This is a genomic window from Marivirga harenae (genome assembly GCF_030534335.1).
Lineage (GTDB): Bacteria > Bacteroidota > Bacteroidia > Cytophagales > Cyclobacteriaceae > Marivirga > Marivirga harenae.
Genome location: NZ_CP130565.1, coordinates 353,647 through 367,874 on the forward strand (window position 1 = coordinate 353,647; position 14,228 = coordinate 367,874).

Sequence of the window (14,228 nt, forward strand, 5' to 3'; positions counted from 1 at the left end):
GTTGAAAACACTTTTACTTCAATAGTTTCTTCAATTCATTTTCGTCAACTTCCAACAAGCCAACCTTGGGCAATCTTTTAGTCAATTCTCGCCAATTAGCGTCTTGCTTATAAATCTTTTGAAGCATTTTTACTGCCTGATCTGTTTTGCCGTCATTTGCTAAGGTTATAGCCGTCCAATATTGCATTTCAAGGTTTTCCGGGAACATTTCCATGGCTGCATTATACTCATTCATGGCCTCTTGCATTTTTCCTTTTTCCACAAAATAATCGCCTTGGTTCATGTGCTCATAGGCTCTATAAACTTTCAAAAATCTGTTTAATTCCAGAACTGGATTTTGATGATCATCTACTCTTAGGTCTAATACTCGATCGTTCCATGGTTCATCAGAAGCCTTTGCTTTCACCACCAATAGGGCAGCAGATTGTTTGCCCCTGATATCTCCACCTTGTGCTTGTGCGGCATCCAATACTTTGACCATACGCTCTGCCAACGGCAAATCACTATTGGCTTTCCAGGCTTCTTCCATAGCAGGAACTACGGTATCATTCAGCATCATATTGGCTTGTACTGAAAAGTTATCGCCATTGGCATGACCGGCTTCGTCTATACATTTCGCTCCTGTATGTGTGGCTACTCTTCCTTTGACATCTAAAATCGCGACTTGTCTGAAAGCTTTTCCATCGTCATTGTTCAACAAACTGTCCATTGCTTCTTGTGGACTTAATCCTGCTTTTAGCATGGCCAAACCCCTTAAGCCAAATGATTTATTGGTAAAAGATTGTGTGGCCACAACCCCCACTCCAGCTTCTCCCCAGGAAACAGCTGTCCCAACGCTGAACCAATGACTTTGCACCGCTACTGCCATTTCACCAGTATTGGCATCTCTTGCTACTATGGAATAGGTATGGGCAAGAGGATCGCTAGGTCTATTGAGTTGAGCTAATGAATTGAAACTGAAAAAAGCAGCGCAAAGAATTATGAATAGTGGTCTCATGAGTTTTTATTTTTGATTGGATAGAAATTCTTTTATGAATCGATTATAATCTTCAGGGTTATCATTTAAGGTGGAATGACCGGATGCTGGCACGACTTCAAATCTCGAATTGGGCACTAAACTGTTAAAATAATTAATCGTTTCAGGTCTAGCTTCATCAAACTCTCCGGTTAAAAACAAAACTGGCACCTCAATTTCGGACAAGCTGGCTGTTCTATCAAAGTCTTTTAAAGTTCCCGTGCATCTAAATTCACTTGGGCCCCACATATAATTATAAATCACACTATTACCCGATATCTCAACCGTATCCATTGGATGAGATTTCTTTGATGTTCTCAATCCAAATTGACTCCAATAATAGGAGTTCGCTTTATCATATTCAGGAGTATTATATTCTCCAGTTCTATTTGCTTCTAGCACTATTTTCTGTAAACTATCAGGTAATTGAGTGACTAATGTATCAGCATCTGCTTCCCAACGCGGAGTTGAAATCAAAGGACTAGTGAGAATCAAACCTTCGATCCCTTCTGGGTGATGCATATAATATTCCACCGCCAAGGCGCCACCCCATGATTGCCCTAGCAAATAAAAATCTTCTAGCTTCAAATGATCTACAACCGCCTTCACTTGATTGACAAAATGATCAACCGTCATGAGCGTGGTATCATTATGATAATCTGACCTACCACTGCCTAACTGATCAAATAGAATTACTTTTCTATCTTCATTTTGAGGACTTAGTTTATAAAAATAACGATGCGTCCCTCCTGGTCCTCCGTGTAAAGTTAAAATCGGAATACCATCTCCATCCCCCATTACTTTATACCAGATATCACCTCCTTCTACTTGAATTTTACCTTCGTGAGCAGAAAGTTGATCCTTCGATTCTTTAGTTTGACAACTAATCAATAAAAAAAGTGACAACGCAGCTAAATAGATTTTCATGAAATAGTGATTTAATTAAATTTCAAATTAATAAATAAATCTTGAAGTATTTAGCTTTTCAAGTTAAGGCATAAAAAAACGCATGAAGCAGAGCTCCATGCGTTTTCTAATTCAATTAATCTATCTATAATTATTTCACAATGAAATTCGCACTTACAGCTTCTTTTGCTGTGTTCGCTTTCAAGATATACATTCCTTTTTCTAAAGTAGAAACATCAATGCTATTGACATCTTTTCCAGTATTGATTGATTTTACAAGAGCACCATTGCTACTGTAAATCTTAATACCTTTTGAAGAATCGATATTTCTGATATTTACATTTAGCTGACCTTGTACCGGATTTGGATACAAGCTAAAGTTTGCAATATTATCTTCTTTACCTAATAGCTCAGAATCGAAATCAGTCATAGCGTAGTTCGATGGACTATTCGTAATATTTACAGTATAGTCTTCTACTTCACCATAATTAAAGGTCTCACAAGGAGTGCCCTGAGCATTGTATTTCATCGTAACTCTCATTCTTGTATTTCCTGTCAAAGCAGTAGATGGAATATTCAATGTAGCGCTCAATAAGTTACTACTACTTGAAGAACCATTAACTAATCTTTCACCAGAACTGAAAGTACCATCCTGATTTAAGTCAATCCAAACACTCCAGTATTCAGTATAACTACTACCACTAAATCCGGCTTGAACATTCATAGAAGTCGATGTACCACGCTGAACATTTGCAACTTGGTTAGTGAAATCAGCATAACCGCCATTGTCACCACTGGTATTGTCAATTGATCCTAACACAATTCTTTGAATCCACTCATAACTAGAATCATCTCCACTTGAGTTACAATATGTTATTGCAACCGGAGCGTCTGTCGTGAATAGATCAGAAGAAGAATAGTTAGAATTACTGCTTGAGCAATTACTTCGTACTTGCCATTCATATTCCGTGTCTGCTGAAAGCCCACTTACACTTCTTGAATTAGAAGAAGCAGATAATGTAGACCATGTGCTAGTTCCGTTTTCTCTGATTCTAACGGTATAGTCATTGGCAACACTTTCAGAAGACCAGCTCAATGTAGCTGTATTTTCTCCAATGCTTGATACACTTAAGCTTGAAGGGACAGTACATACTTCAGGAGTACCTGTAGTGATATTTACGGTATAATCTTCTACCTCACCATAAGAGAAAGATTCACAAGAAGTAGGTACTCCATTGTATTTCATAGAAACTCTCATCGTTGTGTTTCCAGATAGGGCACTGGTAGGTACCGTAAAGCTTCCACTAACTGGAGTGTTTTGCGTTGCAGACTGCGTCCAAACTTGCTCTCCTGCATCTGTAAAATCGCCATCCTGGTTATAATCAATCCAAACACTATAGCCTTCACTGTAAACTGTTCCAGTCCATTCTGGAGTTACTGTGATTGTATTAGCATCTCCTTTACCTAAATCAGTAGACTGAGAAGTGAAATCTGCATACCCAGAACCAGCAGCTCCAGACGAATTATCTAAGCTCGCAAGCTGAACTCTTCCAATATACTCATCAGAAACATTGTTTCCGTTTGAATCACAATATACTAACTGTACCTCTGTAGTTGTAAAGCTTACACTTGAAGAATAATTAGAGTTACTTCCGTCAGAACACTTGCTTCTTACTTGTGCTTCATATTGCGTAGTAGAACTTAATCCAGATAGAGTAATAGAACTAGATGAAGTACTTTCAGTTGTCCAAGAAGAAGTTCCTGAAACTCTGTATCGCACATCATAGGTAGTACCTGTTACCGCATCCCAGCTTAAATCAACACTATTTGAACCTACGTTCGAAGGTGATAAGCTAGTTGGAGTAGTGGCATCACAAACAACTGGCGTCCCAGAAAGACCAGTTACTACTAATGAGAAATCTTGACTTCCACTTGCCAAAGATCCTTTGTGAGTTACTGTGATTGTATAAGAACCACTTGCATTATTGATATCAACTCTCTCGTATGGATCAACATTATTATCTCCTTTTGAATTGCTATTCACACCAGTTAATCTGTAAGGTGAATATGTAGTAGAATTTTTAGTAACTCTAATATCTAAATCATTCACTAATACTGGAGTGCTAAGGTTTGTAGTTCCTGTATTTGCAGTACCGCCTTGGTCAGTCCAAGAAATTGAAGCCAATAACGGGCTCGTTCCATCAGATTCAACCGTAACAGAATATGATTGACCATTATTCAAGGTCAATTCTTCTACTTTCGATATATCACCAGCACCGGTCATAGTTTCAGCTGCTCTTTTGGCATTCATTAAACCCCATCCCCAAACAGCATCCGGACCTGTGATTCCTGCATCATCAGCAGTATGTAAAACAACACCTTTAATTGTGGCTGCTCTCGCATAATTTCCAAATACATTGTTTGCATGTTCTTGCAAAACTAAAATTGAACCTGCAACATTAGGAGATGCCATTGATGTTCCTGTAATAGAGTTGTAAGCGGTATTACTGCTTTCATAAGTCGAGTAAACACCAGTTCCATTACCCGTAATATCAGGCTTGATTCTATAATCATCAGTTGGCCCTTCACTTGAAGAACTATTAATGTTAACCCCAATTAAATTTCCATTACTATCTACGTTAGCATCTTGCGCATTGGCAACAACCAAGTTATTCTTAGCAGTAGCATGTCCAGATAATTTGTCAAATGAGCTATTGCCACCTAATGGACTACCGTTTGAAGAGTTATCGTTTCCATCATTACCGCCTGCAACTACCATCATATAATAAGGAGAATTGTACATCAGATTGTCCCAATCTCTAGACTCAGCTATGTATGCACCAAAATACCAATCGGGTAATTGACTGGCTCTATATCCGTACGAGTGGTTGGAGACAAGCATTCCGTTAGAAGCTGCATTTGTAGCTTCCGAAAGATCACTATTCCAATCATAACCTATTGCATTTGCTTGTGGCGCCATTCCTTTTGCATTTGCTTGAACGCCAGATGCGATAATAGTACCTGTTACGTGCGCAGCATGAAAGTTCAATGTGCTAGATCCGTCACCTACTGAGAAACGATTAGAACCGCCAGGCCCATCGTATTCTTGGTGAGAAGCACGTGCTAAACCACCATCCCAAACGTGAGCAGTCATATTATCTCCATTTAGGTTTAAACCTAATCCGCCTCCTGAATTCAGGAAATTTGTTCTAGTGGATCGGGCTGCATCAGTATTATAAGTAATATAATAAATCGGCTCTCCTGTTGCAGTTACTTTTTGTAGTTCTGCATATCGACCATCGTCAAGATACATCTTTACTTCCCAGCCTTTTTGTTCAGCCATCGCGATAGCTTCTTCTTTTTCTTTTTGGGCTTTGGCTGAAAAATTTTGTTCGAGCTCCGTCAATACTTGTTTATTATATTGATTCGTGATTTTTGCTCTTTGTTGACTTGTCTGACCCATAGCAGTGCTCCCAATAAGGAAACATGCCAAAGCTATGAGGTTTAGTTTTGTAAAAATTGAATTCATTGTATTTAGGTTTAGTGAAAAATATGTCGAGTATTGGTTCGACTTTAAAAAAAATTATAATTATTCTAACACTTACTGTTCAACCAGCCATGTCATCTAAAGTGATAATCTTCTAAAAACATAATTTTAGGGTTAGACATACCATTTGAAATACATGTAAGTACATTGAATTTAAATGATATTTTTTGAGAAAGGTAAAGGACGTTTTTAAATAGCTCTTCAATATTATCCTTAAACATCTTAAAGTAGGTTTTGGTCAATTATGCGGTTAATTATCTTCATTTAACCACAATTATAAGAATTTTATTCTGAAAAAATAAATATAAAACAAATAAATATTTTGAAATGGAAACTGAAAACCCATGCACTTTTTATAAAATAAAGCTTAAAATCAACCTAAATGGAAATTCTACTAGATGTAATAAATTTATTTTATTTAAATATTTAATCAAGTTATTTTAACGGAAAAGTTATATTATAAGACAGAAAACTCAAGTAAACTAAACCATTATAAATTTGCACATTTCTAATATATTGTACTTCACACCTATTTAAACTGGCTATCCACGGTTACATATGATATAAAATGATTATTTTCCATTGTTCAAATAAATCTTACGCAACCTATGAAATTTCTCCTCCTATTAATTTTCAGCATATTCTTAATTTCTAATGAGGCTTTTAGCCAATATTATCCTGACCGAGAATGGGAAAGAAAATCTGCTAGTTCAATGAACATGAGCCAGCAATTACTAGATAGCGCTGTCAACATAGCAAGTCAAAATGAAAATTCTGTAGATAGGGATTCGCGAATTGCCATAATTGAAGCTTTTTCCAGAGAGCCTTATTTTGAAATCCTGGGCAAAACCAAAGAACGAGCTGGAACTGCCGGTTTAATTGTAAAAGAAGGGTATATTGTTGGGGAATGGGGAGACATAAACCGTGTTGATATGACATTTAGCGTTGCAAAGAGTTATTTATCTACTGTAGCTGGTTTGGCTTTGGATAAAAAACTGATTGACAATATTGAAGATAAAGTACATGAGTATGTATGGGATGGAACTTTCCAAGGGGACCACAATCAAAAAATCTCTTGGGACCACTTGCTGACTCAATCTTCTGATTGGTCAGGGCAACAATTTGGGCTTTATGACTGGGCAGACCGACCTCCTAAGACTGGTAATATCGATGACTGGAGAGCAAGAACTTTACATGAGCCTGGTACTCATTACAAATACAATGACGTTAGAGTAAATGTACTCGCATATGCACTCTTACAAGTCTGGAGAGAACCGCTCCCACACATTTTGAAAGAGCATATAATGGACCCTATTGGAGCCTCTTCAAGCTGGAGATGGTTAGGTTATCCTAATTCTTTTGTAAATGTTGATGGATTAAAAGTTCAGTCTGTTAGTGGTGGTGGACATTTCGGTGGCGGTATATTCATTAACACTTTAGATCATGCTCGCTTCGGATTACTTTTCATGAGAAATGGAAAATGGAATGACAAGCAGTTAATTTCGGAAAGCTGGGTCAAAAGCGTCCAAATATCATCACAGGCCAAGAATGATTATGGCTATCTCTGGTGGAACAACAGCCAAGAAAGTTGGGAAGGCGTATCCAAAGATGTATACTACGCTGCTGGTTTTGGAGGAAACTATATCATAATTGATGAAGAAAATGAATTGGTAATTATCACTCGTTGGATTGATAATTCCAAAATAGGTGATGTGGTTAGACTAGTTCAAAACTCAGTCAAATGAAAAATATTCCAATCATAGCGTTGATGGTCTTGATGCTACTCACGGTTTTCAGTGCAGTGGCTCAATCAGAATATCAGAATGGCTACATCGTGACTAATCAAAACGATACCATTTATGGCCAACTTCAGGATAGAAGTCCTGAGCCTTTTGGTAAAATATACAACAAAGTGAAAATGAAGGGCTATTGGGTGTTCAATAAAAAATATGGGCCTAAAGATATCGTTTTTTATCAAATTGGTGATCTATCTTATGAATCGCTATGGTATGATAGCTACACTGAATTATTTACTGTATTCCATAGCAGCGTTCCTGGTCAAGGAAAGAAAGTTTTTATGCGATTGGCTGTAAATGGTGAAGTAAAATTGTATTGGGATGAATATAGAGATCCAGACAGCGGATATAAATTGGAAATCCCGTTCCTTCGAAAAGCAAATTCCACTGAAATGGTTAGAGTGACACAGGGAATCTTCGGATTTAAGAAAAAGCGTTTGGCCAATCTTTTTTCGGACTGCTCTGAACTTGTAGAGAAAATGAATGATGGCTATTTTGAAATAGCTGAGGAGATGGCAGATTTTTATAATCAAGAATGTTATTGACTTTCAATAAAGTAGGTTGTTTTAAGCTATATTTTCAAATCAGAGAATTTCTTTTTTCCCTTTACAAAAAATTGATTAATTATTGATTTCTGTAAAATCTCAGGATGTAACTGTCCAAATGAGGTATTAGCTTCGTAGTCATTTTTCATTTTGCGAAAATCCTGATGGGCTTTTAAAATTGCATTTGCATTTGCTCTTTTTCCTTTAGCCACAAATTGAATAGCTGCCAATACATCCAAACGCTTTCTACGCTTTCTAATAGCATGGAATTCTTCCTTACTGAGATTCTTATATAACAATAGCCAATTATTTCTAAAATTTAAATAGGTCTTGAAAGGACTCTCCGCTTGTAAGGTTCCTCCTCCCACATGGTAAACAGTACTTTCTCCACAATAATATATTTCATAACCAAGATTTTTGGCTCGCCAACAAAAATCAATTTCCTCCATATGAGCAAAGAATTTGTCATCAAGGCCTCCTACTTCATGAAAGGTCTGAGCTTTCACAAACAAACATGCCCCAGTAGCCCAAAACACAGGGATAGTGTCATCATATTGACCTTGATCTTTTTCCTGATGTGAAAAAATCCTTCCTCTGCAAAATGGATATCCTAAAAAATCAATAAATCCTCCTGCCGCACCGGCATATTCAAAATATTCTTTCTGATGATATGACTTAATTTTAGGCTGACATGCCACTATATTTTCATTTTGCTTCATCAAACTTATGACTGGATCAATCCAATTGGGGGTAGTTTCCACATCAGAATTTAGTAATATATAGAAATCAGATTTGATTTCTTTTAAGGCATAATTATAACCTCCAGCGTAGCCTAAGTTTTCTGAAATCTTAATTAATCTTATATCAGGATGACTTTCTTGCAGGAAATTAATTGAGTCATCTGTTGAAGCATTGTCTGCAACAATTACTTCATAGGGATGGGAATTTTGTATAACAATCGGCAGGAATTTTTCTAGATAATCCCTGCCGTTAAAATTTAATATAACAACTGCTACGCTATCAGGCATTGAACATATTACCTAAATCCATTCCCGGTATGTTTGGGAGCGCACCATCTGTAGCTTTACGCATTTCTTCTTTTGCCAACACATCCACCTCTTCCATGGCTTTATTGACTGCAGCCACAGTTAAGTCCTGGATCATTTCCTTATCATTATCATTCACCAAAGAATCATCTATTTCAATACTTACTAACTGCTTTTTTCCGTTTACTTTGGCTTTAACCATCCCAGCACCGGCTTCTCCTTCTGCTGTAATGTGGACTAAATTTTCCTGAGCTTGCTTTACCTTGCCCTGTACTTCCTTAATTTGTCCCATCATTTTCATCATGTCAAACATATCTATCTTATTAAATTAAAAACACCACTTTTATAATACTCTTCTCCATATTCATCTTTTACACGCACAGTATAGGTGTAAGTTCCCTCAGGAGCAGGGCGTGTAGGCAGAAATCCATCCCAGCCGCTTCCTAATGTGTTACTTCGGAAAATCAAAGTCCCCCATCTATTGTAAATACTAAACTCTACTTCATCAATAAACTTACCCACCACAGTTATTTCCTCATTTAAGGCATCTCCATTAGGAGAGAAAGCCGAAGGGACAAAAAAACTTGACGGGATTTTATATCTCAGTAAATTAGAATACGCTATCAGCCCACTTTCCGAATGCGCTTCTACTTGGTAAAAAGCCAATTGATCAACACTTTGTGCTACGCTCTCACTGTAGAGGGTATCATTTCCAATACTATTTTCTTCGAGTAAGTTCATATTCTCATCATATTTCACTATAACATATTCGCTTAGACGTGAACTAAATCCAGTAAATGAATTCCAAGTAAAGTTAACGTCAGATGCATCTTGATTAAAGTTCAATAGAATGTTTTGGGCTGTGGTAACTACTGGAGAAATGCCCCCGCAACTATTTACATACGCCACTGAATAATAAAATTGCCTTTCTTCGAACCCAAACTCTTCATCTAAATATGAATTTCCGCTTGCCGAATCAATCCTAAAGAATTGATCATTAAGATTAAGCTTCTTATACACAATGAATCTATCAGGATCTAGGCCTTGCGGCACTTGCCAGCTTAATTCGAGTTCTGTATTTGATATTACATTGGTAGCAATTTGATCAATCGGGACTGTTATGTTTCGTTTAATAGCTGCCACTTCTTTGGGCAGAGACCTTTGCTCCAAACCGTTTGCATCGGTTGCTATAATCTGATATTCGTAAATTTGGCCACATAACACACTCTCATCAATGAAAGGTGAATTTCCAGTATACACTACTTCTCCATTTTTTAGCACCTGCGAATTTTCAAAGCTATTGCCATTCCATTCCACAATATTTCCTTGCAAATCAGCAATAGCAGAAAGTTGGATAGTACAAACTTCATTGGAAATCAACTGCTCTCCATCGCATTGGCTTGTAGCTACAATTCTGGCACAATAAAAATTTGCATTTAAATTTATACTCTGAAAAGTATAACTCCCAGTCCGTTGACCAGAAAAAGTAGTGACATTCTGGTAATTTCCACTTTCATTTTGCTTTAGTTGTAGCTGGTAACTTTGATTTTCATTTAACGAAAAATTGATTTCAAAACTGTTTTCTGATAAGATTTCAATACTGTTAATGTTGGCTTCGCTTTCGTTTTGATCAATTGGAACAAATGTCTTAGTAAAAATATTATTATTACAGTTATTATTTCCGCTATTATTAAATGAACCGGACACAGTCATGGTATATTCTTGAGTAGGATTTGAATACTGATAAGTGAATGGAAATGCGGTAATGAATAACTCCTGAGGAGAAGATCCATCTCCAAAATCTACCTTATAAAAATCAAAGCTTTCCTGCTGCTGATCTAGATCTAAAATCAGATCATCATTACAACTGGTTAATGATACAAAAGGAGTATTGGGTTCTATGATTTCTATGGTTATGCTGTCATAAACTTGAGTATTCGATAATTGCCTTAGAAATAATATACTATAAGTACCTGCATCCTGATAGGTAAAGCGGAAATCCTCCGCAGTTTGAGCCGGATTTCCGAAGCACTCGTTGTTTGAACCTATATTGGATAAATCAGCATCGAAACAAATAAAAGGTGTTCCAGTCGCATTGACAGGGGTCACTTCAATTTGAGTAGATTCACACCCTTTAAGGTAGTTTACTGTAAATAAACCGTTCTCACTACTAAAACTTCCTTGCGCCAACAATGAGATTGAATTAAAAACCAGAAAAGAAATAAATAGTAATATCCTCAAGCCAAATTATTTTTAATAAAACGAACTGCTTTTACAATATCATGATGCAAAATTCGGTCGTCCTCTATTAACGATACCTCTAGCCTAAAATTACGAATTATTTCTTCTAAATGTGAGCTTGTCTTTAACGGTCTTCTAAATTTTATTGCCTGCGATGCATTTATCAATTCAATAGCTAAAACTTGGTAGGTATTTTCCACCACTTTATAAAGCTTAGTAGCAGCATTTGCTCCCATACTCACGTGATCTTCCTGACCATTTGAGGAAACTATGCTGTCCACCGAGGCGGGAGTACATAACTGTTTGCTTTGACTCACCAAACTTGCTGCACTATACTGTGGAATCATCAAACCAGAATTTAAGCCAGGATTCATCACAAGAAAATCAGGCAGACCTCGGCTTCCTGAAATTAATTGGTACGTTCTTCTTTCGGAAATACTTCCCAGTTCAGCTAAGGCAATCGCTAAAAAGTCCAATGAAAGTGCCAACGGCTGACCATGGAAATTACCTCCTGAGATAATTTCACCTTCTTCTGGAAATATATTGGGATTATCCGTAACGCCAGCCAATTCTTTTCCTATGATTTTTCGAACATAATCAATAGCATCATAACTTGCCCCGTGTACTTGAGGAATACAGCGGAAACTGTATGGATCTTGCACATGGACTTTACTTTGATTGATGATTTCGCTACCATTGAGCAGTTCCAAAATTTTCTTGGCCACTATTTTTTGGCCATCCTGGTTCCTAATCAAGTGAATTTTGGAATCAAAGGGCTCGGGACGACCATCAAAAGCATCTAATGATAAGGCACTTATTGTATTTGCCCAATTCAAAATATCTTCAGAAGCTAAGACTGCATGAACACCAAAAGCATTCATGAACTGTGTTCCGTTTAATAAAGCTAAACCTTCCTTTGCTTTCAGATGTATGGGCTCCCATTGCATTTTTGCCATCAAAGCTTCCCCACTAATTTTTTCATTTTTGAAATGGACTTCTCCCTTACCTATAAGAGGTAATGATAAATGAGCCAAAGGAGCTAAATCTCCTGACGCACCCAAAGAACCTGATTCATAAATTACTGGAACAATATCCGCATTAAAGAACTCCACCAATCGTTGAACCGTTTCTAACTGAACTCCGCTATGACCGTAAGCCAAAGACTGGATTTTTAGCAAAAGCATGAGCTTTACAATGCGTTTATCAATCTCGGGCCCGGTGCCACAAGCATGTGACATCACCAAATTAGACTGTAATTGCTCTAAATCAGCTTTGGAGATATTTCGGCTATAAAGCGAGCCAAAGCCGGTATTTATCCCGTAAATAGGAGCTTCGGAAGACTGAATATGTTCGTCTAAAAATTTCCGACAATTAATTATTGCGTTCACGGCCTTTTCTGCCAGTTTCAGCTTTTTATTATCTGCTAAAATAATTCTTATCTCCGCTAGGGTAAGATCGTGCTCGCCAAGTACAAAAAAATCACTCATATCCTAAAAATCGTTTTAAAATGCTTTCTGCATTCATACTTTCTTGCGTCCCTTCTTTCATATTCTTGAAAGTTAAATCGCCTGTTTTCATTTCCTCGGAGCCTACCAAAATCACAAATGGAATTTGCTTATCATTCGCATACTTCATCTGCTTTTTCAACTTTATCGGCTCTGGATAAAGTTCTGCTCTTATATTGGCAGTTCTTAATCTATGCAATACTTTCAAGCAGTATTTCCAGCTTTCTTCATCAAAACTCACCATCAATACTTCGGTACTGCTTTCTGCATTATCCGGATATAATTCGAGCTCTTCCAAAACATCATATATCCGATCAACACCAAAAGAAATCCCAACACCGGAAACGTCTGGTAAACCAAATGTATCCGTCAGCCCGTCATATCGTCCTCCACCACAAATACTGCCCATTTGCACATTTTTGGGTTTCACTTCAAAAATAGCTCCTGTATAATATGAAAGTCCACGAGCCAAGGTAACATCCAATTCCAACTGAGGCACATTTGCTCCGAACGAATCAAGAATATCAAATACATCAGTCAGTTCACTAATGCCTTTCTGACCCATTTCCGATTTCTTCAAGAATCCCTTTAAGAAATTCAATTGTTCTTTATTATCTCCGCTTAAAGCAAATAATGGCGACAAAGTATCGATAGCAGATTGCTCAAAACCTCTTTCTATGAGCTCTTCTTTAACTTTCTCCTCTCCTATCTTATCTAACTTATCAATAGCCACAGCGAAATCAGTTTCTTTACCTTCTGCGCCCATTACCTCTACTATTCCTGATAAAATTTTGCGATTATTGATTTTGATAGCGTAATCCAAACTATTAGCCTTTTTAGCTTGCAAACTTTTGAAAACCTCCTGGATCATCAAGACTATTTCTGCTTCGCAAAGCATTGAGTTTGTGCCAATGGCATCCGCATCACATTGATAAAATTCTCTGTATCTTCCTCTTTGCGGACGATCAGCTCTCCAAACCGGTTGAATTTGATATCGCTTGAAGGGAAAAGTCAAATTATGTTGGTTCATTACCACAAATCGTGCGAATGGTACGGTAAGGTCGTATCGAAGACCCTTTTCCGAAATTTTAGGCTGGAGAGATTTTGAATCAAATCGGTCCTCCTCTTCAGTTTTAGAAAGGAAATCTCCTGAATTCAATATTTTAAAAAGCAATTGATCTCCTTCATCTCCGTATTTCCCTTGCAATACACTTAGATTTTCCATTGCAGGTGTTTCTATGGGTGCATAACCGTATTTTTGATAGACCTTTTTTATGGTATTTAAAATGAAATGTCTCTTAGCCATTTCAGCAGGTCCAAAATCACGAGTACCTTTAGGGATAGAAGGTTTCTGTTTGCTCATTTTTTACTATTTATTTTTAGACAAATCTACAAAATTTTGCGAGAACTAGATCGGCAAATTAGGAGGTTTAGCTGTTGATAAGTAAGATGAAAAGAGAAGGGCGTATACTTGGTATTTCTAGTCAGACTGATCAGAAGCAAGTTGAAGTAGCACCCATATCCTGCAAACTCTCGATTTCGTTTAATTCAATAATTCTCAAATAATCAACTACTTCAATACTCGACTCTGGTGTCTAGTTTCTAGTTTCTAGATTCTAGCTTCTTA

General features: G+C 37.2%; 10 protein-coding genes. 2 read left to right on the forward strand and 8 right to left on the reverse strand.

What is annotated here, in order from left to right; all coding sequences use genetic code 11:
- Positions 1-13 precede the first annotated feature (13 nt).
- From Q3Y49_RS01560 to Q3Y49_RS01570, 3 genes are all read right to left on the reverse strand, one after another.
- The gene (locus Q3Y49_RS01560) at positions 14-997 is read right to left on the reverse strand and encodes a DUF1028 domain-containing protein (RefSeq protein WP_303270456.1); all 984 of its coding nucleotides are present in this window, start codon (positions 995-997) and stop codon (positions 14-16) included.
- Between the two features lie 6 nt (positions 998-1,003).
- The gene (locus Q3Y49_RS01565; protein WP_303270457.1) at positions 1,004-1,942 is read right to left on the reverse strand and encodes a proline iminopeptidase-family hydrolase; all 939 of its coding nucleotides are present in this window, start codon (positions 1,940-1,942) and stop codon (positions 1,004-1,006) included.
- Between the two features lie 130 nt (positions 1,943-2,072).
- A complete protein-coding gene (locus tag Q3Y49_RS01570; RefSeq protein WP_303270458.1) occupies positions 2,073-5,450 on the reverse strand; it encodes a GEVED domain-containing protein in 3,378 nt (1,125 codons plus the stop codon).
- A gap of 626 nt (positions 5,451-6,076) precedes the next feature.
- Between Q3Y49_RS01570 and Q3Y49_RS01575 the strand changes: the two genes are divergently transcribed.
- A complete protein-coding gene (locus tag Q3Y49_RS01575) occupies positions 6,077-7,213 on the forward strand; it encodes a serine hydrolase domain-containing protein (RefSeq protein ID WP_303270459.1) in 1,137 nt (378 codons plus the stop codon).
- Positions 7,210-7,809, forward strand: coding sequence for a hypothetical protein (locus Q3Y49_RS01580; RefSeq protein WP_303270461.1), 600 nt, complete (start codon positions 7,210-7,212; stop codon positions 7,807-7,809). Before Q3Y49_RS01575 ends, Q3Y49_RS01580 begins: the two co-directional genes overlap by 4 nt.
- 26 nt (positions 7,810-7,835) lie before the next feature.
- Here the strand turns inward: Q3Y49_RS01580 and Q3Y49_RS01585 are convergent, their stop codons facing one another.
- From Q3Y49_RS01585 to hisS, 5 genes are read right to left on the reverse strand one after another with little or no spacing between them, the layout of a single operon-like run.
- A complete protein-coding gene (locus Q3Y49_RS01585) occupies positions 7,836-8,837 on the reverse strand; it encodes a glycosyltransferase family 2 protein (protein WP_303270463.1) in 1,002 nt (333 codons plus the stop codon).
- Positions 8,830-9,168, reverse strand: coding sequence for a YbaB/EbfC family nucleoid-associated protein (locus tag Q3Y49_RS01590; protein WP_303270464.1), 339 nt, complete (start codon positions 9,166-9,168; stop codon positions 8,830-8,832). Before Q3Y49_RS01590 ends, Q3Y49_RS01585 begins: the two co-directional genes overlap by 8 nt.
- A 2-nt stretch (positions 9,169-9,170) precedes the next feature.
- On the reverse strand, positions 9,171-11,096 hold the full coding sequence (locus tag Q3Y49_RS01595) for a T9SS type B sorting domain-containing protein (RefSeq protein WP_303270465.1): 1,926 nt from the start codon (positions 11,094-11,096) through the stop codon (positions 9,171-9,173).
- Positions 11,093-12,583: a histidine ammonia-lyase gene (gene hutH, locus Q3Y49_RS01600; RefSeq protein WP_303270466.1), complete on the reverse strand. Its 1,491-nt coding sequence runs from the start codon at positions 12,581-12,583 to the stop codon at positions 11,093-11,095. Before hutH ends, Q3Y49_RS01595 begins: the two co-directional genes overlap by 4 nt.
- Positions 12,576-13,964: a histidine--tRNA ligase gene (gene hisS / locus Q3Y49_RS01605; RefSeq protein ID WP_303270467.1), complete on the reverse strand. Its 1,389-nt coding sequence runs from the start codon at positions 13,962-13,964 to the stop codon at positions 12,576-12,578. Before hisS ends, hutH begins: the two co-directional genes overlap by 8 nt.
- Positions 13,965-14,228: the final 264 nt, after the last annotated feature.

Excerpts from the sequence above, each read along its gene's own strand:
- Q3Y49_RS01560 (WP_303270456.1), bottom strand. The coding sequence starts at position 997 with ATGAGACCACTATTCATAATTCTTTGCGCTGCTTTTTTCAGTTTCAAT.
- Q3Y49_RS01565 (WP_303270457.1), bottom strand. The coding sequence starts at position 1,942 with ATGAAAATCTATTTAGCTGCGTTGTCACTTTTTTTATTGATTAGTTGT.
- Q3Y49_RS01570 (WP_303270458.1), bottom strand. The coding sequence starts at position 5,450 with ATGAATTCAATTTTTACAAAACTAAACCTCATAGCTTTGGCATGTTTC.
- Q3Y49_RS01575 (WP_303270459.1), top strand. The coding sequence starts at position 6,077 with ATGAAATTTCTCCTCCTATTAATTTTCAGCATATTCTTAATTTCTAAT.
- Q3Y49_RS01580 (WP_303270461.1), top strand. The coding sequence starts at position 7,210 with ATGAAAAATATTCCAATCATAGCGTTGATGGTCTTGATGCTACTCACG.
- Q3Y49_RS01585 (WP_303270463.1), bottom strand. The coding sequence starts at position 8,837 with ATGCCTGATAGCGTAGCAGTTGTTATATTAAATTTTAACGGCAGGGAT.
- Q3Y49_RS01590 (WP_303270464.1), bottom strand. The coding sequence starts at position 9,168 with ATGTTTGACATGATGAAAATGATGGGACAAATTAAGGAAGTACAGGGC.
- hutH (WP_303270466.1), bottom strand. The coding sequence starts at position 12,583 with ATGAGTGATTTTTTTGTACTTGGCGAGCACGATCTTACCCTAGCGGAG.
- hisS (WP_303270467.1), bottom strand. The coding sequence starts at position 13,964 with ATGAGCAAACAGAAACCTTCTATCCCTAAAGGTACTCGTGATTTTGGA.